The organism is Arthrobacter sp. SDTb3-6 (genome assembly GCF_013376095.1).
In the GTDB taxonomy this organism is placed as follows: domain Bacteria; phylum Actinomycetota; class Actinomycetes; order Actinomycetales; family Micrococcaceae; genus Specibacter.
Genome location: NZ_JAAMFN010000006.1, coordinates 77,847 through 102,599, shown reverse-complemented (window position 1 = coordinate 102,599; position 24,753 = coordinate 77,847). Strand labels below are relative to the sequence as shown.

Below are 24,753 nucleotides of genomic sequence, written 5' to 3'. Positions count from 1 at the left end.
TGCCGAGTACTCGAGTGTAGACACTTTCCTCTTCCCCCCTACTTCTGGTTCTGGTTCGGATTGCGGTCATACTTGCCGCCAAGATGGCCAACCTGGCCTTTGGCCTGCAGGGAGGCCATGTGGGCTTCAAACTCAGCCTCCGTAACCACCTTGACGTTGAAGAGCATCTCCGAGTGGTACTCGCCACACAGCTCCGCGCACTTGCCGTCGTACTCGCCGAGGGCGGTGGGCGTCAGTGTCATGTAGTTGGTGACGCCGGGGAGGACGTCCTTCTTGTCCAGGAACGCCGGCACCCAGAAGGAGTGGATGACGTCACGGGAGTTGAGCTGCAGTTCAACGCTCTTGTTGATCGGCAGGTACAGGGTGGGAAGTGTCGACTTGTCGAACGTCTTGCCGTCCAACTGCGCCTGGACGCCTACGTCGTAAACGGGCTCGGCAACGTTGCTGCCCTGCAGGTAGTTGAAGTCCCAGGACCATTGCTTGGCCCGGACGTCTACGGTGAGGTCCGGATGGGATACCCGTGCATTGATGGACTGCTGCTGGACGTCGGTGAAGTGGAAGAACACGAGCACCATGAAAAGCGGCACCAGCACGTAGAACACCTCCAGGGGGAGGTTGTAGCTGGTTTGGCGGGGGAAGCCGGTGGCCCCCTTGCGGCGGCGGTAGGCGATGATGCACCAGATGATCAGGCCCCACGTAATAAGGCCAATAATCAAAACCGTGATCCAGGTGTTGACCCACAGGTCAATGATCCCTGCCGTGTGGTTGGTCGTTTCACGGGTGGATGGCAACCAGCCATTCTTATTCTCTGCCGTACATCCAGACAAAGCTAACGCTCCGGCAATGGCCAGCCCGGCTATGGGGATGACTTTTGCGCGTCGGCTGCCGGTTCGGTCCTGCGAACTCACAGACGGCCCTTCCTCTTGTTACTGCGCACCGGGCAGGCTTGGGACCTGCGGTGCGAAACGGGTTTTACTACTCGATGTAGAGCTTACCGCCATGGCGCGCCAAATGCGCACCAAACCCACCGTGCGTCGGCAGCAAAAACGAAAAACCGCCGGCGGGCCCCCCATCGGGTACGAGTGCTTGGTTAGTGGAACGAGTCGCCACAGGCACAGGAGCCTCCGGCGTTCGGGTTGTCAATGGTGAAGCCCTGTTTGGAAATGGTGTCTTCAAAGTCGATGCTGGCACCATCCAGGTAAGGCACGCTCATCTTGTCGATGACCACCTCGACGCCGTCAAACTCACGGACTGCGTCGCCATCCAGGAGGCGCTCGTCAAAGTAGAGCTGGTAGATCAGTCCGGAGCAACCGCCGGGCTGCACGGCAACACGCAGGCGCAGGTCGGTGCGGCCTTCCTGTTCAAGCAGGCTGCGCACCTTTCCGGCGGCAACGTCGCTGATCTGCACGCCGTGGCTGGGCAGTTCAGCCACATCAACGGCAGTGGTGGTGTCTTCGTGGGCATTTGCGGTCATGGCATTTCCTTACGTGGGGTACAAATACATGCTACGTCGGGCCCGGCACGGGCGCTAACCATTTCAACCAAGCGCCTGCCGGTTGTGTTCCCGCGCACTGTCACGGCGGGCGGGAACGGCGGCTATCCCGCAGCGGGCCTGTTCATGGCGGCCAGCAGGAGCGCCTCGGCGGTGATGGCCTTTTCAAAGTCACCCAGGTGGAGCGATTCGTTGGCGCTGTGCGCCCGGGAATCGGGGTCCTCCACACCTGTGACCAGAATCTGTGCCGACGGGAACACCTCGTTCAGGTCTGCAATGAAGGGGATGGAGCCGCCCATGCCGCTCTCCACGGCAGGGACGCCCCAGGACTCTCCCAGCGCCCACAAGGCGGTCCGCGCGGCCGGGGCCCTGGTGTCGGTGGCGAAGGGCTGGCCGGCCTCCCCCGGGGTGAAGGTGACACGGGCACCGAACGGTGCGTGCTTGTGGACATGTGCGGCCAGCGCCGCCATGGCGGCCTGCGGGTCCTGTCCCGGTGCCAGGCGCAGGCTGACCTTCGCGCGGGCCGCCGGCAGCAGCGTGTTCGAACTCATGGCCACGGACGGGATGTCCATACCGATGATGGACAGGGCCGGCTTGTCCCAGAGGCGGGACGTGATGCTGCCGGTGCCGGCCAGGGTGGCGCCGTCCACGACGGCGGCGTCGGCCCGGAAGGCCGCCTCCGGGTAGTCCAGGACTGCGTGCTCCCCCGTGGCCAGGCCCTCGATGGCGACGGAACCGGCGTCGTCGTGGAAGGTGGCAATCAAGCGGGCCAGCAGCGTCGGCGCATCCAGGATGGGACCGCCAAACATGCCGGAGTGCACGGCGTGGTCCAGCACGCGGACCTCCACGGTGCCATCGGCCAGGCCGCGGAGGCTCGTGGTGAGGGCCGGAACGCCAACCTTCCAGTTGGCGGAGTCGGCGACGACTATGACATCGCCGGCCAGGAGCTCGCGATGGGTCTGCAGGAAGGTGCGGAACGTTGGCGAACCCGCCTCCTCCTCGCCTTCAATGAACAGGGTGACGCCGAGCCCGAAGTCGGCGCCCAGCACCTCCTGGACCGCGCGCATGGCACCGATGTGGGCCATGATCCCGGCCTTGTCGTCCGCGGCACCGCGCCCGAAGAGGCGCCCGCCCTTCTCGACGGCCGTGAACGGCTCGGTCTCCCACAACGCCGGGTCGCCGGGTGGCTGGACGTCGTGGTGGGCGTAGAGGACCACGGTCGGGTGGCCGGGACGGGCCCGCTTGCGGGCGACGACGGCGGGCCCGCCGGGCGTACCGTCGTCCTTGTTGACGCGCAGGACCTGCACGTCCTCCAGGCCCAGTCCGCGGACCAGGTCCGCCACCGCCGCCGCGCTGCGGTCCAGCGCGGCGGGGTCAAAGGCGTCCCAGGCGATGCCCGGGATGGCGACAAGGTCCTTCAGCTCGGCGACGGTGGCGGCAAAGTTGCGGCCAACGCTGGCCCGCAGCCCGTCGACGGGGACCCCGGCGCCGGGACCGGCATGGGAAGGGGAAAGGGTTTGATCAGTCATGATGGCCAGCCTACCGCCGCGGACGCAGGCACTTCGTCAAGGGGCGGCCCGCTTCCGGGGTATCCTTTACGGGTGTTTGGACGTAAGAAAGATCAAGCCCCCGACCCGCAGGCCACGCCTGCCCCCTCCGCGCCGATTGACAGGTCCCGGGACCCGCAGTCGGCCAAGGGCGTACCCACGCCTTCGCGTAAGGAACGGGAGGCCGCCCGCAAGCGGCCCCTGGTCCCGAACGACCGTGCCGCAGCCAAGGAGGCTGCCCGCGACGCCCGCCGCGAAGAGCAGGCCCGCATGCGCCGCGCCCTCGACACCGGCGAGGAACGCTTCCTGCCGATCCGCGACAAGGGACCGCAAAAGCGCTTTGCCCGCGACTTTGTCGACGCCCGCTTCAGCCTCGGTGAATACGTCATGTTCCTGGCACTGGCGATCGTCATTCTCACGGTGGTCATTCCCTCCACGAACGGTTCGCAAGTCTACATCTTCCTGCTGTTCTGGGTCATGGTGGCCGGCGTGGCCATCGACGCCTGGTTCATGTCCCGCAAGCTCAAGCGCCAGCTCGTGGCAAAGTTCAAGACGGTCGACTCCGGCGTGGTCTGGTACGGCACGATGCGCTCGCTGCAGTTCCGCCGCCTGCGCCTGCCCAAGCCCATGGTCAAGCGCGGGGAATGGCCCAGCTGACCCCTGCCCCGCCTTCGCCACTGCCAGCCAGGCACGCTACGCGCCGGACGCTTCCCCACGGAAGGGTCCGGCGTCGTGCTTTAAGCGCCGCCAGCGCCCGCTTCGCTTGGCGGGGCCCTTCGGCCGCTAGGCTGGGGTGCATGGAATACCGCTACCTGGGCCGTTCGGGCCTGAAAATCACTGAAATCACCTACGGCAACTGGCTGACCCACGGATCCCAGGTGGAGAATGACGTCGCCGCCTCCTGCGTGCGCGCGGCGCTCGACGCCGGCATCACCACCTTCGACACGGCAGACGCCTACGCGAACGGCAAGGCCGAAGAGGTGCTTGGCGCAGCGCTGGCCAACGAACGCCGCGAGTCCCTGGAAGTCTTCACCAAGGTGTACTGGCCGGTGGGGCCGAAGGGGCCCAACGACGCCGGGCTCTCCCGCAAGCACATCATGGAGGGCATCAACGGCTCGCTGCGCCGCCTGGGCATGGACTATGTGGACCTGTACCAGGCGCACCGCTTTGATCATGAGACGCCGTTGGAGGAGACCATTGCCGCCTTTGCCGACGTCGTGCGCCAGGGCAAGGCACTCTACATCGGCGTCAGCGAGTGGACGGCGGACCAGATGCGCCGCGGCCAGGCCCTGGCCCGTGAGGCAGGCTTTTCACTGGTGTCCAACCAGCCGCAGTACAACGCGCTGTGGCGCGTGATTGAGCCCGAGGTCATCCCCGCGGCCAGGGAACTGGGCATGTCCCAGGTGGTGTGGTCGCCGATGGCCCAGGGCATGCTCTCCGGCAAGTACCTCCCGGGGCAGCCCGCGCCCGCCGGTTCCCGCGCCACGGACGAGCACGGCGGCAAGTCCACGATCAGCCGTTACCTGGACGACGCCATCCTGGAGAACGTGCAGAAACTGCGTCCGGTTGCCGAGGAACTGGGACTGTCAATGGCGCAGCTGGCCATCGCCTGGGTGCTGCAGAACGACAACGTGGCCACGGCGCTCGTGGGTGCCTCACGGCCCGAACAGGTGGCGGAGAACGTGAAGGCCTCCGGCGTGAAGATCCCGGCGGAGCTCATGGCCGCCATTGATGCGGCACTGGCCCCCAGCATCATCAACGACCCCGCCCAGACGGTCAGCCCGGCCTCGCGCCCGGCCTGACGCCAAGCCTGATGCCAAAAACGGCCCGGCCCCGGAGCTGGGAATCCCTCGCTCGCGGTAGGATTTTGCCGCTCGTGCCTCGCGTGCAAAATCCATCCTCGCTCCGGGATTCCCAGCTCCGGGCCAGGCCTTCGCTTTTCGGCGCCGCTACCGCCGCAGCGCCGCGAGTTCCTTGTTGATGCGGGCCGCCCAGAACGGGCCCTCGTACAGGAATGCCGTGTAGCCCTGGACCAGCGTGGCACCGGCATCGAGGCGCTCCTGCACTTCGGTGCCGGTTTCCACCCCGCCCACCGAGACCAGGACCAGCCGGTCCCCCACGGCGGCCTTCAGCTGGCGGAGAACGTCCAAGGACCGCGCCTTCAGCGGCGCGCCGGACAGCCCGCCGGCGCCCTTTGCCTCCACCAGGGCCGCCGGGCTGGCCAGGCCATCGCGGCTGATGGTGGTGTTGGTGCAGATGATCCCGTCGAGGCCCAGGTCCAGTGCCAGCGCCGCAACCTCGGCCACGTCCGCATCGGAAAGGTCGGGGGCAATCTTGACCAGCAAGGGCACGTGCCGTCCCGCCGCGGAGTCCGCCGCCTCACGTACGCCGGACAACAACGGACGCAGCGTTTCGACGTTTTGCAGCAGGCGCAGCCCTGGCGTGTTTGGGGAACTGACATTGACCACCAGGTAGTCGGCGGACGGCGCCAGGGTGCGGGCACTGACGAGGTAGTCGGCCACCGCGTCGTCCAGCTCCACGGCCTTGGTCTTGCCAATGTTCACCCCCACCACGGGGCGCACCGCCGGATAGCTGCCGCCCAGCTCGGCCAGCGCCCTGGCGAGGCGCGGCGCCACGGCCGCGGCGCCGTCGTTGTTGAAGCCCATGCGGTTGATGACGGCCCGGTCCTCCACGAGCCGGAACAGGCGCGGCTGCGGGTTCCCGGGCTGCGGGCGGCCGGTGATGGTGCCGACCTCGATGTGGCCGAACCCGAGGTTGGCCAGGGCGTTGATGCCCTTGCCTTCCTTGTCGAAGCCGGCGGCCAGGCCGAACGGGGTGGGAAAGGTGAGCCCGAAGGCGGTGGTCTGCAGCGACGGGGGCGGGGCGAACATGCGCCGCAGCACGGCGCCTGCGCCAACGCGGTGCGCGGCCTTGATCAGCGTGAAACCGATCTTGTGCGCCCGTTCGGCGTCCATCCAGGAAAAGCAGAGCCGAAAAAAAGTGGGGTATATGCGCATGCCACCAGTTTTCCGTCTCGCGGGCGCATCTGCAAAACGTCCGGCCCTGCGCGTCATGCCGGCGCGCCAGGCGCTAGCATGGCGGGATGGAAAGCAATGGCGTTGAGTCCACGTTCCACGCCGATGTTGTGGTGGTGGGTGCCGGGCTGTCCGGGCTGGTCTGCGCGGCCGAGGCCTACAACGCCGGACGCCGGGTGCTGGTGCTGGACCAGGAACCGGAAGCGTCCCTGGGCGGGCAGGCGCACTGGGCCCTGGGCGGGCTGTTCCTGGTGGACTCACCCGAGCAGCGCCGGCTGGGCGTGAAGGACACGGCGGAACTGGCCCTGTCCGACTGGCTGGGCTCCGCCGCCTTTGACCGCCCCGAGGACCATTGGGCCCGCCAGTGGGCGCAGGCCTACGTCAACTTTGCGGCCGGGGAAAAGCGTGCCTGGCTGCACTCGCTGGGCGTGCGCTTCTTTCCGCTCGTCCAATGGGCCGAGCGCGGCGGCTACGACGCCCAGGGCCACGGCAACTCCGTCCCCCGCTTCCACGTGGTCTGGGGCACCGGGCCGGGCATCCTGGAGCCCTTCCTGGCCAAGGTGGCCGAGGGGGTCGCCGCAGGCCGCGTCCAGCTGGCCTTCCGCCACCGGGCCGTGGCGTTGACGGTCGACGCCGGGCGCGTCACCGGGGTGCGCGGCGACGTCCTGGTGCCCTCCCCCGCCGGGCGGGGCGGGGCGAGCAGCCGGGAGGTGGCGGGATCCTTCACGGCCACCGCCGGGGCCGTCGTGGCCACCAGCGGGGGCATCGGCGGCAACCACGCCATGGTGCGCCGCCAATGGCCCGGCACGGCAAGTCCCCGCCACATGCTCTCCGGCGTCCCGGCCTCGGTGGACGGCCGGTTCCAGCAGGCCGTGGCCGCGGCAGGCGGCCGCCTGGTCAATACGGACCGGATGTGGCATTACCCTGAAGGCATCCACGACCCTGACCCGGTCTGGCCCAACCACGGCGTCCGCATCCTGTCCGGACCGTCGCCGCTGTGGCTCGACGCAACCGGCCGGAGGCTTCCCGTCCCCTTGTTTCCCGGCTTTGACACCCTGGGCACGCTCCGTCACCTGGGCACGACCGGTTGGGACCATTCCTGGTTTGTGCTGAACAAGACCATCCTCGGCAAGGAGTTTGCGCTGTCCGGTTCAGCGGACAACCCGGACCTGACCGGCCGGGACGTCAAACTGCTGGCCAAGCGGGCCCTCCCCGGTGCCGCCGGGCCGGTGCAACGGTTCCTTGACGCAGGGATCGACTTCCTCCAGGCAACAACCGCCCAGGAGTTGGCGGCGGGGATGAACGGCCTCATCGGTGAGGACCTGGTTGACCCGCAGGGCCTTTACGAAACGCTGGCGGCACGGGACCGGCAGGTCACCAGCGGCCTGGGCAAGGACTCCCAGCTCAATGCCATCCGGGAGGCACGCCGCTTCGCCACGGACCGGCTCATGCGTGTGGTGCCGCCGCATCCGCTGCTGGCCCCCGAACACGGACCCTTGATTGCGGTGCGTCTTTCCACCCTGACCCGCAAAAGCCTGGGCGGGCTCCAGACGGACCTGGCTTCCCAGGTGCTGGACGACGACGGCCGGCCCATCGCCGGGCTCTTCGCCGCGGGCGAGGCGGCCGGGTTCGGCGGCGGCGGCCTCCACGGCTACCGGGCCCTGGAAGGGACCTTTCTGGGCGGCTGCCTGTTCTCGGGGCGGAGCGCCGGACGCGGCGCCGCGGCGGCCACGTCGTCGTGAGCGCCACTGCAGACGGCTGGATGCCGGACATCCTGGGGCCGGACTACGCCGCCCTGCCGCTGGACGTGCCACGACCCGACGGCACGCCGCGCCAGGCCACCCTGGTGCGGCACCGCCCCGTGGTACCGGCGGGTGCGGCAGCCCGGACCGCGACGCGCACTCCCCGCCCTTCCGTCCTGTACATCCACGGCTGGAGCGACTACTTTTACAACACCGGCCTGGCGGAATTCTTCACCACCCGCGGCTATGACTTCTACGCCCTGGACCTGCACAACCACGGCCGCAGCCTGGTCAGCCACGACCTGGGCGGCTACGTTGACGACCTGGCGGACTATGACGACGAGATCACGCTTGCGCACAGCACCATCCGGTCCGCAGCCGGGGTTGCCGGCGGTGCCTTCCCACTCCTGCTCATGGGCCATTCCACCGGCGGACTGGTCGCGGCCCTGTGGGCGCAGAAGTTTCCAGCGAACGTCGGGCAGCTGGTCCTGAACAGCCCGTGGCTGGAAATCCAGGGCGGGGCGGCCATCCGGCGCGCCGCCACCCCCCTGGTGCGGCCGGTGGCGGACCTGCGCCCGCTGACCCGCATGCGCGTGCCGGAACGGACGTTTTACTGGCGCGGCATCAGCGACGAAGCGTACGGCGACTGGCCCGTGGACAGGACGCTGCGCCCGCCCCAGGCCTTCCCCGTCCGGGCCGGCTGGATGCGGGCCATCCTCGCTGCCCAGCGGAGGGTTGCCGCCGGGTTGGGCCTGCCCATGCCCGTGCTGGTGATGCTCTCCTCGCGCAGCATGCTCGGTCCGGTGTGGAACGGGGCCATGCTGCGTGCCGACGTGGTGCTGGATGTCCGTGCGCTCGCCCTGCGCGCCGTATCGCTTGGCACCAGCGTCAGCGTCGAACGGGTCGACGGCGCGCTGCATGAAGTGTTTCTCTCCGGCGGGGAGGTGCGCCGGGACGCCTACCACCGGTTGGACCGCTGGCTGCGCGGCTACGGGCCGCCTGGACACGCATAGCACAAGCGTGCCATAACCGCCGTGCTAGGCCTTCGCCGCGGCATCCACGGCGCCGCCGTACCGCCGGTCGCGCCGGGCATACTCGTCCACTGCGGCCCAGAGGGTGCGTCGGTCGACGTCCGGCCACAAGGTGTCCATGAAGACAAATTCGGCATAGGCGCTCTGCCACAGCAGGAAGTTGGAGAGCCTCTGCTCGCCGCTGGAACGCAGGAAAAGGTCCACGTCCGGCATGTCCGGCACGTAGAGGTACTTGTGGATGCTGCGTTCCGTGATGGACTTCGGGCTGACCTTTCCGGCGGCGACATCCGCGGCAAGGGCAGCCACCGCGTCGGCGATCTCCGCGCGCCCGCCGTAATTAACACACATGGTCAACGTAATGGTGCTGTTGTGCCTGGTACGTTCCTCGGCCACCTGCAGTTCCTTGATGACCGAGCCCCAGAGCCGGGGCTTGCGGCCGGCCCAGCGGATCCGCACGCCCCATTCGTCCAGCTGGTCCCGCTGGCGCCTTAATACGTCCTTGTTAAAACCCATCAGGAAGCGGACCTCTTCCGGGGACCGTTTCCAGTTTTCCGTCGAGAAGGCGTACACGCTGACGTATTTGATGCCCATTTCAATGGCCCCGGCCATGACGTCCAGCAGTGCAGGTTCGCCGGCCTTGTGCCCTTCGATTCTCGGCAGCCCGCGCAGGTTGGCCCAGCGGCCGTTGCCGTCCATGACAATGGCCACATGGCGGGGAATGAGCGCTGCCGGGATGTCCGGCATGACGGCGCCGGAGGGGTGCGGCCAGGGTGCCTTCACGGCAGGGCTTCCGTTGCCGTTCCTGCCGGGTTGTCCTGCCCTGGGCATCTACACACGCTCCACAAGTTTAAGGGAGCGCACGGTGCGCTCCAGGTGCCACTGGACATAGGCGGCGACCAGGCCGGCTGCCTCGCGGCGGTGAATGATTGCTGAGGCGTCCGCCCCGGCCCAGTCGCCGCTGAGCAGGCTCGCGAGCAGCGACATGGTCTGCGGTGCCGGCGCCGGTGAGCCCGGCGGCCGGCAATCGGGGCACACGGCCCCGCCCAGCGACGCGTTGAATGAACCGTGGGGGCCGGGCTCCCCGCACCGGGCGCAGTCACCGAAGCTCGGCGCCCAGCCGGCAATCGACACGGCCCGCAGCAGGTAGGAATCCAGGATCAGTTCCGGTGCATGGGCGCCACGGCTCAGTGCGGCCAGGGCCCCCACCAACAGCAGGTAGTGTGCGCTGGAGGTTTCACCGTCGACGTCGGTGAGCCGCTCCGCCGTTTCCGCCATGGCGGCGGCCACCACATAGCGGTCATAGTTGGCTGCGATGGCGTCCCCGTAGCTGGCCTTCGCCACGGCCTGGGTGACGATGTCCAAAGTGCGGCCCTTGACCAGCTGGAGGTCGGCCACCATGAACGGTTCCAGCCGCGCCCCGAACTTGCTGCTGGTGCGGCGCACCCCGCGTGCCACGGCGCGCAGCTGGCCGTGCCGGTGGGTCAGCAGGGTGATGATCCTGTCTGCCTCGCCCAGTTTGTGGGTGCGCAGGATCACGGCGTCATCCCGGTAGGTGCGCGTGGCGAACGATTGATTGGACACCCCTACATTCTTCCACCTGCCGGGGCGCCTGCCGCCCTCCCACGCCCGGCGCCTGCACAAGGCGCCGGGCGTCGTCAGCCGTCCCTACGCGTTGGCGTCGCGCACGGCCCGGTTGACGGCGGAGATGACGGCCTTCAGGGACGAGGTGGAGGTGTTGGCGTCAACGCCGACACCCCACAGCACGCGCTCCCCCACGGCACATTCGACGAATGCCGCCGCGCGGGCGTCGCCGCCCTCGCTGAGGGCGTGCTCCGAGTAGTCGAGGACGCGCACGTCCACGCCGTCCTCCCCGAGGATGGCCAGCAGGGCGGCGATGGGACCGTTGCCGGTGCCGGTGCGCTGGCTCTTCGTCCCGTCGATCATCATGTTGGCAACCAGCGTCATTTCGCCGTCGTCGTCGGTGGAAGTGGTGAAGGGCCCGATGCGGTACCGGCCCCAGGCGTCATCGGAGACCTCGGCGGGCAGGTACTCGTCGGTGAAGATGCTCCACAGCTCGCTGCCGCTGACCTCGCCGCCCACCGTGTCGGTGCGCTTTTGGATGACACCGGAGAATTCGATTTGGGCGCGCCGCGGCAGGTCGAGGTTGTGTTCGTTTTTCAGCAGGTACGCCACGCCGCCCTTGCCGGACTGCGAGTTGACCCGGATCACGGCCTCGTAGCTGCGGCCCAGGTCCTTGGGGTCCACCGGCAGGTAGGGCACGGCCCAGGTGTGGTCGGAGACGGGACTGCCGGCCGCGGCGGCGTCCGCCTCGAGTGCCTCCAGGCCCTTCTTGATCGCGTCCTGGTGCGAACCGGAGAAGGCCGTGAACACCAGGTCGCCGCCGTAAGGGGTCCGTTCGGCCACCGGCAGCTGGTTGCAGTATTCAACCGTCCGCCGGACCTCGTCAATGTTGGAGAAGTCGATCATGGGGTCGATTCCCTGGGTGAACATGTTCAGCCCCAGGGTGACCAGGTCCACGTTGCCGGTGCGCTCACCGTTGCCGAACAGGCAGCCCTCGATCCGGTCCGCGCCGGCCATGTAGCCCAGCTCCGCGGCGGCAACGCCGGTGCCACGGTCGTTGTGGGGGTGCAGGGAGAGGATGATGCCCTCCCGCGGGTGCAGGTTCCGGCTCATCCACTCGATGGTGTCTGCATAGACGTTGGGGGTGGCCATTTCCACGGTGGCGGGCAGGTTGATGATCACCTGGCGGTCTTCGGAGGCCTCAAAGATGTCGGCGATCGCGTTGCACACCCGCAGTGCGTACTCCGGTTCCGTGCCGGTGAAGGACTCCGGGGAATATTCGTAGGTGATGTGGGTGTCCGCCAGGGATTCCTCGTACTTTTTGCACAGCCGGGCGCCCTGCAGCGCGATGTCCAAGATGCCGTCCTCGTCCTGGTTGAAGACCACCCGGCGCTGGAGCACCGAGGTGGAATTGTAGAGGTGCACAATGGCCTGCCTGGCGCCGGCCAGCGCCGCGTAGGTCCGCTCGATCAGGTGTTCGCGCGCCTGTGTCAGGACCTGGATGGTGACGTCATCAGGGATGTGGCCGCCTTCAATGAGCTGGCGCACAAAGTCGTAGTCGGTCTGGGAGGCCGAGGGGAAGCCAACCTCAATTTCCTTGTAGCCCATTTTGACGAGCAACTGGAACATCTTCATTTTCCGGCCCGGGCTCATGGGGTCGATGAGTGCCTGGTTGCCGTCCCGCAGGTCCACAGCGCACCAACGCGGGGCCTTCGTGATGACCTTGTCCGGCCAGGTGCGGTCCGGCAGGCTCACCGAAATCTGGTCCTGGAACGGCACGTAGCGGTGGACAGGCATGCCGGAGGTTTTTTGTGCGTTTCGCATGGGAGGTGACCTTAATCTTGTTCAACTTTTGGAGGCTGGGCCGGGCACCACAAACACCGCAGCGAGGGCGGCCACTGCCAAGTTGATCAGGTCAACGTGGTTTGGGCCTCGCCGCGGCAGCTAAGAAGGAGCATTCCAGTGCGCACATTTTTAGGTTAGCACGCCAGTAGGATGATGGTGAAAGGGCCCACCAATTGTGCATTTGGGGCCAGTAACGTGCCATCCGCGCGGCCCGCCCGGGCGGGAATCGCACCCACCATTCCAAGGGGAGAGATTACTGTGACACATTCCGGCGTCAACCAGGACGACATGGACCTCGGCATCCGGCCGCAGGACGACCTGTATGCCCATGTCAACGGCAAGTGGCTGGCTGCCGAGGTCATTCCGGCGGACCGCGCCCTCAGCGGCACCTTCAACGCCCTGCACGACGAGTCCGAGGCCGCTGTCCGGGCCATCATTGAACGGGCCGCCGCGGCGCAGCCGGGCGCCACGGCCGGGGGCAACGAGGCCAGGATCGGCGACCTCTACTCGGACTTCATGGACGAGGAGGCCGTGGAGGCGGCGGGGGCCGCACCGCTCGCCCCCAGGCTCAAGGCGGTGGACGGCGCAGATTCGATTGCCGCCGTCGTGACCTTGATGGGTGAGCTGGACCGCCGGGGCGGGGACGGCCTGTTCGGCGCCTACGTCAACAACGACGCCGGCAATCCCGAGCGCTCGCTGCTCCACCTGTTCCAGTCGGGGCTGGGCCTGCCGGACGAGTCCTATTACCGCGACGAAAAGTTTGCCGACGTCCGCACCGCCTACGTGGCGCACGTCCAGGCCATGCTGGCCCTTGCCGGAATCGCCGAGCCCGCAGCCAAGGCCACACGGGTCATGGCGCTGGAGACCGAGATTGCCGCCACGCACTGGGACAAGGTGACGCTGCGGGACCCCCAGAAAACATATAACCTCATGGACAAGCGCGACGCCCTGGAGTTGCTGCCGGCCCTGGAACTGTGGCTCGAGGCCCTCGGCGTCACGGCCGCCCAAAGCGCCGAACTCGTCGTTGCCACGCCGGAATTTTTCCGCGGCCAGGCCCCGCTCCTGGTCGAGGATCGGCTCGAGGACTGGAAGGCATGGCTGGCGATGCGCACGATCGCCGGGGCAGCCCCTTATTTGTCGAAGGCCTTTGTGGATGAAAACTTTGCCTTCCACGGCACCACCCTGACCGGGACGCCCGCCATCCGGGACCGCTGGAAGCGCGGGGTGGCCCTGGTCGAGGGGGCCCTGGGCGAGGCGGTGGGCCAGCTGTATGTGGCCGAACACTTCCCCGAAGCCCACAAGGCGCGCATGGAGGTGCTGGTGGCAAACCTCATCGAGGCCTACCGCCAAAGCATCTCCGCACTGGGCTGGATGAGCCGGGAGACAATCGAAAAGGCACTTGCGAAGTTGGACGCGTTCGTGCCCAAGATCGGCTACCCGTCCAAGTGGCGCGACTACTCCACCCTGAAGATTGTGCCGGGAGACCTGATCGGCAACATCGAGCGGAGCAATGCCTTTGAGCTGGCCCGCCAGCTGGCCAAGATCGGGGCGCCGGTTGACCGCGAGGAGTGGTTCATGACGCCCCAGACCGTGAACGCCTACTACAACCCCACCATGAACGAGGTGGTGTTCCCGGCCGCCATCCTGCAGCCGCCGTTCTTTGACGCGGACGCCGACGATGCCGCCAACTACGGCGGCATCGGTGCGGTGATCGGGCACGAGATCGGCCACGGCTTCGACGACCAGGGTTCCCAGTTCGACGGCACCGGCGCCTTGCGGAACTGGTGGACCGACACGGACCGCAGCGCCTTCGAGGCACTGACGGCGAAACTCGTCAAGCAGTACAACGCGCTCTCGCCGTCGGCCGCCCCGGACCGTCACGTCAACGGCGAGCTGACCCTCGGCGAGAACATCGGCGACCTGGGCGGGCTCGCCATCGGCTACAAGGCCTACCACCTCAGCCTTGACGGGGCGGTGCCGCCCGGCATTGACGGGCTCAGCGCCGCCCAACGGTTCTTCTTCTCCTGGGCCGGGTGCTGGCGCACGAAGATCCGCCCCGAGGAGGCGGTGCGCCGCCTCGCCGTCGACCCCCACTCCCCCGCCGAGTGGCGGTGCAACGCCGTGGTGCGCAACCTCGACGCCTTCCACGAAGCCTTCGCCACGTCCGCCGGCGACGGACTGTGGCTGGAGCCCGAAGAGCGCGTCAGCATCTGGTAGCAGCCGCCGGCGGTGGCGGCAATCCCTGCCACAGCCAACGCCGACGGGGTGGCCGGGACGGCGTTTCCGTAGGCCGCGTAAAGGAGACGCCAAAGGCCGCCCGCGGCCGACGCGTCGGATAGCAGCCGAGGGAAAGCCGTCCCTGCCACAGCCAACGCCACCGCCAGGGCGCCTGCGCTACTTGGTGTAGTAGAGCGGGTTGACCGTCAGGCAGCCGCCGCTTTGATCTGCGGTGCTGGCGACAATGTCCTTCGGGACCACGATCCTGCCAAAGTCCGTCCCACTGGTCCAGTCGGTTCCGATGACCAGCTGCACGCCGGAAATGGAGGGGTCGGACTGCACTGCGGTGGCAGGAATGTGGAACAGCTTGGCAACATCGGCGGCCACGTCGGACATGTCGGGTCCGTAGAGGACCTTGGTCTCGTTCTCGGGCGCGACGTCCCCCGCGGACCAGGAATTCGTGAATCCGCTGGAAGCAAGGCTGGCCAGCACTTCCGTGGCCCGTCCGACGATCGCTGAGGCGTTGGCCACGCTGATGGGCTGCAACGCCTTGTCGTAGGCCGCCTTCGTGGGCGTCTGCGTGGTAGTGGTGGGCGCAGCACCGGCCGTCCCCGCCGCGGCCGGCGTCGACGGTTTGGCGGAGGGGGCGGCGGAACTCGGGGTGGCCTTCGCCGGCGCCCGGGTCAGTGCGGTGTCATGCCGCAGGGCGGCGAAGAACTGCCCGGCGGCTGGCTCCTTGAGCTGCACCCGGTTGGGGTCCGAGACGTAAGGCTCGTTGGGCACGGTGACGAACGACACGTTGGCGAGATTGATCTTGGAGAGCCTCGTGGCGATCCCCACCATGGCAGGGATGTTGGCCAGTCCCTCGTCGATGGTCAGGTTCTTGGTGACGACGTCTGCCAGCTGGTACAGCTTGGGCAGGTTGGTCAGGGTGCCTTCCTCCTTGACCTTGCGCACCATGGAACCGAGGAAGTACTGCTGGGCCTTGATCCGGGCCAGGTCGCTGGAGTCGCCGAAGGCGTGGCGCGTGCGCAGGAAGGCCAGGGCCTGTTCGCCCTTGACCAGGCTCTTGCCGGCCGGCAGCTTCAGGAAGGAGCCGTTGACGTCGTACATGGCGTGGTTGACACAGACCTCAACGCCGCCCAGCGCGTTGGAGAGCTCCTTGACGGCCGTGAAGTCGGCGAGCATGAAGTGGTCAATGGTCAACCCGGTCAGCTGATTGATGGCTGCCACGGTGCAGCCGGGGCCTTCGGCCAGGGCCGCGTTCAGCTGGCCCATCGCCTGGCCCGGCACGATCTGGCCGGTTGTGGGCGACTTGCAGTCCGGAATGGGGACCATGAGGTCGCGGGGGAAGCTGGTGACCGACACCTGGGAATTGTCCGCGGAAATGTTCATCAGGAGCATGACGTCGGAGTGGCCCGGGCCGCTGGAGTCCGCGGCGGTGCCGTATTCGCTGTTCTTCCCGGCACGGGTGTCGGTGCCCAGGATCAACACCTGCAGCGAGCCGGAATCCTCCGCGGGCTTCTTGCCGCCGTTTTCCAGCCCGGCATTGAGCGGGGAGGTGGTGACGTTTTGCTGCAGCTTCATGACCAGCACGCCGGCCGTGCCCAGCACCAGCACCAGCACGCCCGAAACGCACACGGCAGCAATCTTCAGCCACAGCGGGGCCTTGTGCCGCGGCGTGAAGTGCCGGCCGATGGGTGATCCGTCGGCCACGGCCCCCCGGGGGGTCGCGCCGGCAGCCTTGGCTGCCGGTGAATTGGCGCGGCGTCTCGCCATTGATGAACCTTTCACTGCGGATGGGGAACTCGATCGAGTTTACCGGGCAAGACTGGGAACAATCGCAAAGAAGTCCCGGTGCCCTCCCGGGCCCGCGCCCGCGGCGGCTAAAAACCGAGCTTGACCAGCTGCTTCGGGTCCCGCTGCCAGTCCTTGGCGACCTTGACGTGCAGGTCAAGGTAGATCCTGGTGCCGAGCAGCGCCTCGATCCCGTGCCTCGCCGTGGTCCCCACCTCGCGCAGGCGGGCACCGCCCTTGCCGATGATGATGGCCTTTTGCGAGGGCCGTTCCACATACAGGTTCACCCGGACGTCCAGCAGCTCGTGGCCCTCGGTGCGGCCTTCACGGGGGACAATCTCCTCCACCACCACGGCCAGCGAGTGCGGGAGCTCGTCGCGCACCCCTTCCAGGGCTGCCTCGCGGACCAGCTCGGCGACCATGACGGCCTCGGGCTCATCCGTCAGCTCTCCGTCGGGGTAGAGGGCCGGGGATTCCGGCATGTAGCCGGCGAGGACCCCGGCGAGGGTTTCCACCTGGAAGTCCTCCACGGCGGAGACGGGCACGACGTCGGCGAAACCGTCCGGTCCCATGACCTCCCGTCCCAGCGCCTCGACGGCGATGAGCTGGTCGGTGACCGCCTGCCGGTCCACGGTGTCGGTCTTGGTGACGATTGCGATGACGGGCTTGCGGCCCACCTGTCCGAGCTGCTGGGCGATGTAACGGTCGCCGGGGCCGATCTTTTCATTCGCGGGCAGGCAGAAGCCGATGGCGTCGACCTCTGAGAGGGTTTCGGCCACCAGTTCGTTCAGGCGCTTGCCCAGCAGTGTGCGGGGGCGGTGCAGCCCTGGCGTGTCCACGAGCACCAGCTGGTAGGTGTCGCGGTGGACGATCCCACGAATGGTGTGGCGGGTGGTCTGTGGCTTGGCGGAGGTGATGGCGACTTTCTGGCCCACCAGCGCATTCGTCAGCGTCGATTTACCAGCGTTCGGCCGGCCGGCGAGGACCGCAAATCCGGCACGGAAGCCCTCGTTCTTGGGCGAGGGCATGGCCAGCGATCCCTTTTTCTTACTCATGGTTGCTCCTGTGGTGTTGATCGCCCGTCGTGCCATGCCCCGGGTTGCCGGGGTCGTGGGCAAGTGGCGTAGGGGGTTCGTGTCCGGCACTGCCGGTGGTGCCATTCCCGGACCCGGGGGCCAGGCTGGCAATGACGTGGCTGACGCGGTTGCGGCCCGGCTCCATGCGGTCGGCCACCAGGCGGATGCCGGAGACCACAACACTGCTGCCCGGTGCGGGAATCCGACCGAGGTGCTTGGCCAGCAGCCCGCCCACGGTGTCCACCTCGTCGTCGTCCAGTTCCTTGCCGAAGAGTTCGCCAAAATCCTCCACGCCCATGCGGGCGCGGATGCGGTAGCGGCCGTGGCCCAGCCCCTGCACGTCCGGGGACACGGAATCATATTCGTCCGAGATTTCCCCGACGATTTCCTCGATCAGGTCCTCCAGGGTCACCAGCCCGGCTGTGCCGCCGTATTCGTCCACCACAATGGCCACATGGGTGGATTCTCCCTGCAGTTCCTTCAGCAGGTCATCGACCGGCTTGGACTCGGGCACATACCGGACGTTGCGGGCCAGGCTTTCAACGGCCGGGCGGGGGTCGCCCTCGGCGAGCCGGTGCATGGTGGCCACCAGGTCCTTCAGGTACAGGATGCCCAGGATGTGGTCGGTGTCGTCCCCGATGACGGGCACCCGGGAAAAGCCGGAGGCCAGGAACACGTCCATGGCGCCTTCCAGCGTGGCGCCCTGTTCAATGCTGCGGATGTCGGTGCGCGGGACCATGACGGCCCGGACCATGGTTTCGCCGAGGTCGAACACGCTTTGGATGAGTTCGGCCTCGTTGTCCTCAATCATGTCCGAATCGCTGGCCCGGTCCACGAATTCGCGGAATTCCTCTTCCGTGACGAAGGCCTCCTCGGTGCCGGAGACGTCCTTTGTGACGGCGCCGCCGAGCTTGAGAAACCATCCGGGCATGGGGCCGAGGATGCGGTACAGCAAACGCACCAGCCACGCCGTGCGCCCCACCAGCGCAGCGGAGTACATCCGGCCCAGGCGCCGGGGGGAGGTGCCCACCAATATGAAGCTGACCCCGGCCATGATGACCGTGGCAATCAGCCCGGCAACCCATTCGTTGCGCAGCAGGTCCACCAGCAGAAGCGAGACGGCCACGGCGGCGGCCATTTCAAACCAGACACGCCAAAACCGCAACGCGTTCAGGTGCGCCATGGGGTCCTCAAGGATGCGCAGCAGCGCGGTGCCGCGGCTGTGGGCGGCCACGGCCTCGGCGTCGTGCCGGGGAAAAAAGTTCAGCGCCGACTCGACAGCGGTCAGCAGGGCCGCGATGGCGGTGAAGACCACCAGCATGGCCGGCAGGGCGACCAGGGTCACTGCATTGTCTCCCGGGGGGCCTCCCGGCCCAGGTAGCTGGCGAGCAGTTCGCGTTGCAGGCCAAACATCTCTTCCTTCTCCTCCGGCTCGGCATGGTCATAGCCCAGGAGGTGGAGGACGCCGTGGGTGGTCAACAGCAGCAGCTCCTCCTCCATGGAGTGTCCTGCCGCCACAGCCTGTTCCTGCGCCACCACCGGGCACAGCACAATGTCCCCGAGCAGGCCGGCCGGCGTCGGCTGCTCCGGCGTGCCGGGGCGCAGCTCGTCCATGGGGAATGACAGGACGTCCGTGGGACCGGGCTCGTCCATCCATTCAATGTGGAGCTTTTCCATGTTCTCCACGTCCGCCATGATGATGGACACTTCCGTTTCGGGGTGGACGTGCATCCGGGTCAGGATGTGCCGGACCAGCTTGACCAGTTCCTCTTCGCGGACGACGACGCCGGACTCGTTGTTGATTTCAATGCTCATCGCTTGTGTTGGTCCTTGGAATTGGTGTGTGCCCGGGTCCCGTGGCCGGCGGTGGCCCTGCGGGTCCCGGCGTCTTCGGTGGCGGGTTGCGGGCTGACGAGCGTGTGGTGCTCCTCGTCCCATTCGTTGTAGGCACGCACGATGGCCCCCACCAGCCGGTGGCGGACCACGTCGGTGGCATCGAGGATGGAGAAGTTGATGTCCTCGACGTCGTGCAGGATCTCTTCCACGACGCGCAGGCCGGACCGCGTGCCGGTGGGCAGGTCCACCTGGGTGATGTCGCCGGTGACGACAATCTTCGAGCCAAAGCCCAGGCGGGTGAGGAACATCTTCATTTGTTCGGGGGTGGTGTTCTGGGCCTCGTCCAGGATGATGAAGGCGTCGTTGAGCGTCCGTCCGCGCATGTAGGCCAGCGGTGCCACCTCAATCGTGCCCGCCGCCATGAGGCGCGGAATGGTTTCCGGGTCCATCATGTCGTGCAGCGCGTCGTAGAGCGGGCGCAGGTACGGGTCGATCTTGTCGTTAAGGGTGCCGGGCAGGAAGCCCAGCCGCTCCCCCGCCTCGACGGCGGGCCGGGTGAGGATGATGCGGCTGACATCCTTGCGCTGGAGGGCCTGGACCGCCTTGGCCATGGCCAGGTAGGTCTTGCCCGTGCCCGCGGGGCCGATCCCGAACACGATGGTGTTGCGGTCGATTGCATCCACGTACGTTTTCTGGTTCAGCGTCTTGGGGCGGATGGTGCGCCCGCGCGAGGACAGGATGTCCTGGGTGAGGATGTCCACGACGGAGGACTCCGGCCGGGCCTTGAGCATGGTGGCCAGCTGCTCCCAGACGCCGGCGTTCATGGTGGTGTGCCGGGCCACCATGCCGCGTGCTTCCTCCATGAGGTGCATGATGCGCGGAACCACGGCCTCGGGCCCCGAGATCGAGAGCACGTTGCCGCGGGCGAGGAAGCTGACCGCCGGGTAGAGTCCCTCGACAATCCTGAGACCCTCGTCCTCCGCACCGAGGGTGGCAACCATTTGTTCGGTGGAGGAAAACTGGACCACTTCAGTGCGTGTGCCGTCCACGGAGTGCGGGAATTGCCGCCCGGATCCAAGGTCCGGAAACTGTTCGTGTCGGCTGGCTGTTGTCTCTGGCATAAGTTCGGCCCTGCGGGCCTGTGATCTCTCCTTGGTGGAACCGGGCTGCCCCGGTTGTTTTCCCTTGCTGATAAACGTTTCTGCTCAACTTCAATCCTAGTGCACACAGGCCCTGCGGTGTGGGGATTGCCTGCAGCGGCGCAACCGGCCGCAGGGCCGGTTTGGGCACCGGATTGATATACATGGGGTCACTTTAGTGTTTCGATACGGTTTCAGTTCGCGGATTTGCCCCCAGATCCGGGCGGGCTCCGGGTTCCGTGTGCCAAGCTATTGAAGGTTCGAAGTCTGTGGGGGCACTTGGAGCACCGCATCGGCCGCATGGCGGCCTGCCACCAACCAGCCTGAAAAGCGAGCTAAGCATCGGCATGCCTGAACATCCGCGCACCCCCCGTCCGCACGCACCCGTGCCGGACCGGCCGGTGCGCCGGGTCCCGGCCGGGGCAGGCAGGCGGGCCGGGCTGGCCGCCGCCGTCGTGGCCGCGACCCTGATGGCAAGCGGCTGCGCTGCCGGAGTGCGGAACGCCAATGACACCGTGATGCCGACGACGGCCGGAACCCGGTCCACCAGCCAGGTGACCAGCGCCCCGCTGGAAACCCCTGCCGCCACCCAGACGATTCCCGTGTACTGGCTGGGGCACAGCAACAATTCCGTCTACCTGTACCGTGAATTCCTGCCCTCACCCACCACCGATGAACCGATCGTCGCCGCCCTGCAGGCGATGATGACCCGTTCCCCGAAGGACCCGGATTATTTTTCGGTCTGGAAGAAGCCGTCGCGCCTGGCCGCGTCCATCTCGGCCAAGAATGTCATTACGGTTGATGTCTCTGCCGACGCCTTTGGGCAGGCGGTGGACGCCGGCATTGCCAGGCGGTCGGTGTCCCAGCTGGTGTACACCGCCACCGCCTCCGCCGCCATGGCCGGGCTGATCAACCCCGATGCCGCCGTCCAGGTGTCCATATTGGTAGACGGGCACACCGGCTTCAACGCCTTTGGCCACGTCGTCCTCGACAAGCCGCAAACGCGCGACCCCGCCCTGGTGGCCCCGGTGTGGATCATTGACCCCGGCAACGGCGCCACCAGCCACGGGCTGCCGCTGAAGGTGGACGGGCAGGGCATTTCGCCCAGCGGTTCGCTGTCCTGGAGCCTGTCCGCGGTGACCGGCGGCAAGGCCGGGGGCGTCTACCAGTCCGGGACGGTCAGGATTCCCAAGGGGCCGGGCCAGCTCGGCGCCTTCAGCTTCACCGTGGTGCCCCCGCTGGGCACCTACCAGGTTTCGGTTTTCATCGCCGACCCGAGCGTCCCCGGGGGGCAGGTCGGCGTGGACAGCAAGGTCGTCACGCTGTCTGGGCCCACCGCCAGCCCGGCAGCAAAATAAGCCTGCCGCAGCCGGTGGTGCGGCTGCCTGCCGCTACCAGCGGCCCAGTTCTTCGCTGAGAAGCACGACGGCGGCCGGCCCGGCCGTGGACGAGCGCAGCACGTGCCGTCCCAACCTGGCGGTGCGCGCCCCTGCCGCCAGGAAGGCATCCACCTCCCGGGAGCTCATCCCGCCTTCGGGCCCCACCACCATCACGATGCTGGCACCCGTGTCCTGCCCCGCGGGCGAACCGCGCCAGGAGCGCACCACGGCGGGCAGGGTGTCCACGGCGTCCTCGTGCAGGACCAGGGCCAGTCCGGCGCCCCGGATCAGGTCCACCAGGCCCGCGGTGCCAACGAGTTCGCCGACGCCGGGGATGCGGGCCCGGCGGGCCTGCTTGGCGGCGGCTGCCACTGCACCCTGCCACTTCGCCCGGCCCTTGGCGGCCTTGTCCGCCTTCCAGCGGACGATGGAGCGCTCGGCCTGCCACGGCACCACCGTGTCCACGCCAAGCTCCGTGGCTGTTTCAATCGCCAGTTCGTCACGGTCGCCCTTGGCGAGGGCCTGGACCAGCACCAGCCCAAAGGCGGCCGCATCCTCGGCGGCCACCTGTTCGACCCGGACGTCCAGGACCCCGGCCGACGCTGCGGTGACGGTGCACACCAGGCGCAACCCGCCGCCGTCGCACACGTCCACGGGTTCGCCCGGCGTGAGCCTTTTAACCGTGGCCGCATGGCGTCCCTCGGCCCCGTCGAGGCGGAAGGCGTCACCGGGTTTCAAGGGCGCCAGCTGTTGGGGCGTGGCGTAAAAGACGGGGTTGCTCACGGCACCCTAGAGGTTGCCGAGCTTGTCGCGGAGCCTGGCAAACATGCCGCCGCTGCTGACCAGCTTCCCCTCGCTGAAGGTTTCCCCGCGCAGGGCGGCGAGCTGCTTGAGCAGTTCCTCCTGGGCGGCATCGGGCTTGGTGGGGGTTTCGACGTGGACGTGGACCTTGAGGTCGCCGCGGCCATAGCCGCGCAGGTGCGTCACGCCAAGGCTGCGCATGTTGATGACCTCACCGGCCTGGGTGCCGGGCTTGATGGTGATGGGCTGCTCGCCGTCGAACGTCTCCAGGGTCAGTTCGGTGCCGAGCGCGGCCGCCGTCATGGGCACGCTCAGGGTGGCGTGCAGGTCGTCGCCCTCACGCAGGAAGGCGGGGTCGTTGTTGACCTTCATTTCCACGTACAGGTCCCCGGACGGTCCGCCCGCGGGGCCGGCCTCGCCCTGGGCGGCCAGCTGGATGCGGGTGCCGGTGTTCACGCCGGCCGGGACCTTGATGGTCAGGGTGCGGCGGTCGCGGATGCGGCCCTCGCCCATGCACTCGTTGCAGGGGTCCTCGATGCGGGTCCCGTAGCCCTGGCACGAGTTGCAGGTGGCCAGGGTCATGACGTTGCCCAGGATGGAGCGCATGGGGCGCTGGATCTGGCCGCTGCCGTGGCAGACGTCGCAGGTGACCGGGTGCGTGCCGGGACGGCAGCAGCTGCCCTCACATGTGGGGCAGGTGATGGCGGTGTCGATTTCAAGCTTCTTGTTGACGCCAAAAACGGCTTCGCGCAGGTCGATGCGGACGGTGATGAGGGCGTCCTGGCCGCGGCGCATGCGCGGTTCCGGGCCCCGGCCCTGTCCGCCACCGCCACCGCCACCGCCACCAAAGAATGTCTCGAAGATGTCCTGGAAGGCGAAGCCCTGGCCGTCGAAGTTGCCGCCGCCGGCGCTGCTGCCGTTTTCGTTGCCGGTGGTGTCGTAGACGCGGCGTTTTTGCGGGTCGGAAAGGATCTCGTAGGCGTGCGTGACGGCCTTGAACCGCTCCTGGGCGTCCGGGGCGTCGTTGACGTCCGGGTGAAGTTTCCGCGCGAGCTTGCGGTACGCCTTCTTGATTTCCTCCGCGGTCGCGTCGCGGGAGACACCCAATGCGTCGTAGTGGTTGCTCAAAATTCTTACTCTCTCCAGTGGAACGTGTTCGTAGGGTTGCCGTGCCGGCCGGTCAGCCGGCCAAAATTCGTGACAGGTACCGGGCCACGGCCCGGACGCTGGACATGGTGTTGGGGTAATCCATCCGGGTGGGGCCCACCACCCCCAGTTTGGCGCTGGCATCGGGCCCGTAGCCGGTTGCCACCACCGACGCCTCCGACAGGGAGTCGTGCGGGTTTTCGCGGCCGATGCTCACGGCCATGCCCAGCGAGTCCTGGGCCATCTGCTCCAGGAGGCGCAGCAGCACCACCTGCTCCTCCAGCGCATCCAGGACCGGGCCAATGCTCAGCGGGAAGTCATTGTTGGACCGGGCCAGGTTGGCCGTGCCGGCCAGCACGATGCGGTCCTCCCGCGCGGCCCGGGCGAGCTGCTCCAGGCCGTGGGCCAGCTTGCGGGCCGTCTCCTGCTCGGACGCCGGAAGGGCTGTGGGCAGCAGTTCCAGTGCTGCGGGCAAGTTGGCGACCGTGCAGCCGTGCAGGATGGACAGGAACTCCTGGCGCAGCGCAGCCAGCCGGACGTCGTCCAGGGGGATGCCGACGTCGATCACCGACTGCTCCACCTTGCCCGAGGCCAGGATGAGCACCACCAACACCTGCATGGGGCCCAGGGACACAAATTCGATGTGCCGCACAGTGGCCTTGGCCGAGCGCGGATACTGCACCACGGCAACCTGGTTCGTCAGTTGCGCCAGCGCACGCACTGTGCGCTCAAGCACGTCGTCCAGGTCGGTCGACCCGTCCAGCAGGATCGCAATGGCGCGCCGTTCCGCGGCCGAGAGCGGCTTGACGGAGGAGATCTGGTCCACGAAGAGCCGGTAGCCCTTGTCTGTGGGAATGCGCCCCGAGCTGGTGTGGGGCGCAGTGATCAGCCCCTCCTCCTCCAACGCCGCCATGTCATTGCGGATGGTGGCGCTCGAGACGCCCAGGCGGTGCCGTTCCACAAGCGCCTTGGAGCCGACCGGTTCGCGGGAATGGACATAGTCTTCGACGATGGCCCGGAGGACTTCCAGCTTCCGTGGTTCACTCATGCCTTGCACCTCCTTGATTAGCACTCTACCTATTCAAGTGC

General features: G+C 67.5%; 21 protein-coding genes. 6 read left to right on the top strand and 15 right to left on the bottom strand.

Annotated elements, in window-relative coordinates; genetic code table 11:
* Nucleotides 1-38: 38 nt before the first annotated feature.
* The 3 genes from coxB to G6035_RS04770 form a co-directional block, all read right to left on the bottom strand.
* The gene (coxB, locus tag G6035_RS04780; protein ID WP_176615929.1) at nt 39-908 is read right to left on the bottom strand and encodes a cytochrome c oxidase subunit II; all 870 of its coding nucleotides are present in this window, start codon (nt 906-908) and stop codon (nt 39-41) included.
* A gap of 182 nt (nt 909-1,090) precedes the next feature.
* The gene (locus G6035_RS04775) at nt 1,091-1,474 is read right to left on the bottom strand and encodes an iron-sulfur cluster assembly accessory protein (RefSeq protein WP_176615928.1); all 384 of its coding nucleotides are present in this window, start codon (nt 1,472-1,474) and stop codon (nt 1,091-1,093) included.
* Between the two features lie 122 nt (nt 1,475-1,596).
* Nucleotides 1,597-3,021, bottom strand: a complete 1,425-nt coding sequence (locus G6035_RS04770; RefSeq protein ID WP_176615927.1) for a dipeptidase — start codon at nt 3,019-3,021, stop codon at nt 1,597-1,599.
* 72 nt (nt 3,022-3,093) lie between these two features.
* On the opposite strand from G6035_RS04770, the gene G6035_RS04765 reads away from it, so the two are divergent.
* Together G6035_RS04765 and G6035_RS04760 are read left to right on the top strand one after the other, a co-directional pair.
* Entirely contained in the window at nt 3,094-3,696 is a 603-nt protein-coding gene (locus G6035_RS04765; RefSeq protein ID WP_256883483.1) for a DUF3043 domain-containing protein, read from the top strand.
* A 140-nt stretch (nt 3,697-3,836) separates the two neighbouring features.
* Nucleotides 3,837-4,841 (top strand): aldo/keto reductase family protein, encoded by a 1,005-nt coding sequence (locus G6035_RS04760; RefSeq protein ID WP_176615925.1) that lies wholly within the window; start codon nt 3,837-3,839, stop codon nt 4,839-4,841.
* A gap of 147 nt (nt 4,842-4,988) precedes the next feature.
* On the opposite strand, the gene G6035_RS04755 is transcribed toward G6035_RS04760, so the two are convergent.
* Entirely contained in the window at nt 4,989-6,056 is a 1,068-nt protein-coding gene (locus G6035_RS04755; protein ID WP_176615924.1) for a quinone-dependent dihydroorotate dehydrogenase, read from the bottom strand.
* An 86-nt stretch (nt 6,057-6,142) separates the two neighbouring features.
* On the opposite strand from G6035_RS04755, the gene G6035_RS04750 reads away from it, so the two are divergent.
* Nucleotides 6,143-7,816 (top strand): FAD-binding dehydrogenase, encoded by a 1,674-nt coding sequence (locus tag G6035_RS04750; protein ID WP_176615923.1) that lies wholly within the window; start codon nt 6,143-6,145, stop codon nt 7,814-7,816.
* Nucleotides 7,813-8,829 carry an alpha/beta hydrolase gene (locus G6035_RS04745; protein WP_371130844.1) on the top strand — a complete coding sequence of 339 codons (1,017 nt, stop codon included), beginning with the start codon at nt 7,813-7,815 and terminating at the stop codon, nt 8,827-8,829. The genes G6035_RS04750 and G6035_RS04745 overlap by 4 nt, the downstream gene beginning before the upstream one ends.
* Before the next feature lie 24 nt (nt 8,830-8,853).
* Here G6035_RS04745 and G6035_RS04740 read toward each other — a convergent pair whose 3' ends face one another.
* The 3 genes from G6035_RS04740 to leuA form a co-directional block, all read right to left on the bottom strand.
* Nucleotides 8,854-9,675: an isoprenyl transferase gene (locus G6035_RS04740; protein ID WP_176615922.1), complete on the bottom strand. Its 822-nt coding sequence runs from the start codon at nt 9,673-9,675 to the stop codon at nt 8,854-8,856.
* A complete protein-coding gene (recO, locus tag G6035_RS04735; RefSeq protein ID WP_176615921.1) occupies nt 9,676-10,428 on the bottom strand; it encodes a DNA repair protein RecO in 753 nt (250 codons plus the stop codon). It abuts the gene before it with no gap.
* Between the two features lie 84 nt (nt 10,429-10,512).
* Complete coding sequence (gene leuA, locus G6035_RS04730) at nt 10,513-12,252, bottom strand: 2-isopropylmalate synthase (protein WP_176615920.1); 1,740 nt, start codon at nt 12,250-12,252, stop codon at nt 10,513-10,515.
* A gap of 279 nt (nt 12,253-12,531) precedes the next feature.
* Here leuA and G6035_RS04725 point away from each other — a divergent pair, with 279 nt between their 5' ends.
* On the top strand, nt 12,532-14,490 hold the full coding sequence (locus G6035_RS04725; RefSeq protein WP_371130843.1) for a M13 family metallopeptidase: 1,959 nt from the start codon (nt 12,532-12,534) through the stop codon (nt 14,488-14,490).
* Between the two features lie 177 nt (nt 14,491-14,667).
* On the opposite strand, the gene G6035_RS04720 is transcribed toward G6035_RS04725, so the two are convergent.
* The 5 genes from G6035_RS04720 to G6035_RS04700 all read right to left on the bottom strand — a co-directional run bounded on the left by G6035_RS04720 (nt 14,668) and on the right by G6035_RS04700 (nt 20,320).
* Complete coding sequence (locus tag G6035_RS04720; protein ID WP_176615919.1) at nt 14,668-16,269, bottom strand: LCP family protein; 1,602 nt, start codon at nt 16,267-16,269, stop codon at nt 14,668-14,670.
* 107 nt (nt 16,270-16,376) lie between these two features.
* Nucleotides 16,377-17,342 (bottom strand): GTPase Era, encoded by a 966-nt coding sequence (gene era, locus G6035_RS04715; RefSeq protein WP_176615918.1) that lies wholly within the window; start codon nt 17,340-17,342, stop codon nt 16,377-16,379.
* On the bottom strand, nt 17,335-18,708 hold the full coding sequence (locus G6035_RS04710) for a hemolysin family protein (protein WP_176615917.1): 1,374 nt from the start codon (nt 18,706-18,708) through the stop codon (nt 17,335-17,337). Before G6035_RS04710 ends, era begins: the two co-directional genes overlap by 8 nt.
* A complete protein-coding gene (gene ybeY / locus G6035_RS04705) occupies nt 18,705-19,178 on the bottom strand; it encodes an rRNA maturation RNase YbeY (RefSeq protein WP_176615916.1) in 474 nt (157 codons plus the stop codon). Before ybeY ends, G6035_RS04710 begins: the two co-directional genes overlap by 4 nt.
* On the bottom strand, nt 19,175-20,320 hold the full coding sequence (locus G6035_RS04700) for a PhoH family protein (protein ID WP_176615915.1): 1,146 nt from the start codon (nt 20,318-20,320) through the stop codon (nt 19,175-19,177). Before G6035_RS04700 ends, ybeY begins: the two co-directional genes overlap by 4 nt.
* Nucleotides 20,321-20,685: 365 nt before the next feature.
* Here G6035_RS04700 and G6035_RS04695 point away from each other — a divergent pair, with 365 nt between their 5' ends.
* On the top strand, nt 20,686-21,696 hold the full coding sequence (locus G6035_RS04695; RefSeq protein ID WP_176615914.1) for a GerMN domain-containing protein: 1,011 nt from the start codon (nt 20,686-20,688) through the stop codon (nt 21,694-21,696).
* A gap of 33 nt (nt 21,697-21,729) precedes the next feature.
* Here G6035_RS04695 and G6035_RS04690 read toward each other — a convergent pair whose 3' ends face one another.
* Genes G6035_RS04690 through hrcA form a run of 3 tightly spaced genes read right to left on the bottom strand, consistent with a single transcriptional unit; the run spans nt 21,730 to nt 24,712 of the window.
* On the bottom strand, nt 21,730-22,500 hold the full coding sequence (locus G6035_RS04690; protein WP_176615913.1) for a 16S rRNA (uracil(1498)-N(3))-methyltransferase: 771 nt from the start codon (nt 22,498-22,500) through the stop codon (nt 21,730-21,732).
* A 6-nt stretch (nt 22,501-22,506) separates the two neighbouring features.
* The gene (dnaJ, locus tag G6035_RS04685; protein ID WP_176615912.1) at nt 22,507-23,646 is read right to left on the bottom strand and encodes a molecular chaperone DnaJ; all 1,140 of its coding nucleotides are present in this window, start codon (nt 23,644-23,646) and stop codon (nt 22,507-22,509) included.
* 52 nt (nt 23,647-23,698) lie between these two features.
* A complete protein-coding gene (gene hrcA / locus G6035_RS04680) occupies nt 23,699-24,712 on the bottom strand; it encodes a heat-inducible transcriptional repressor HrcA (protein WP_176615911.1) in 1,014 nt (337 codons plus the stop codon).
* Nucleotides 24,713-24,753: the final 41 nt, after the last annotated feature.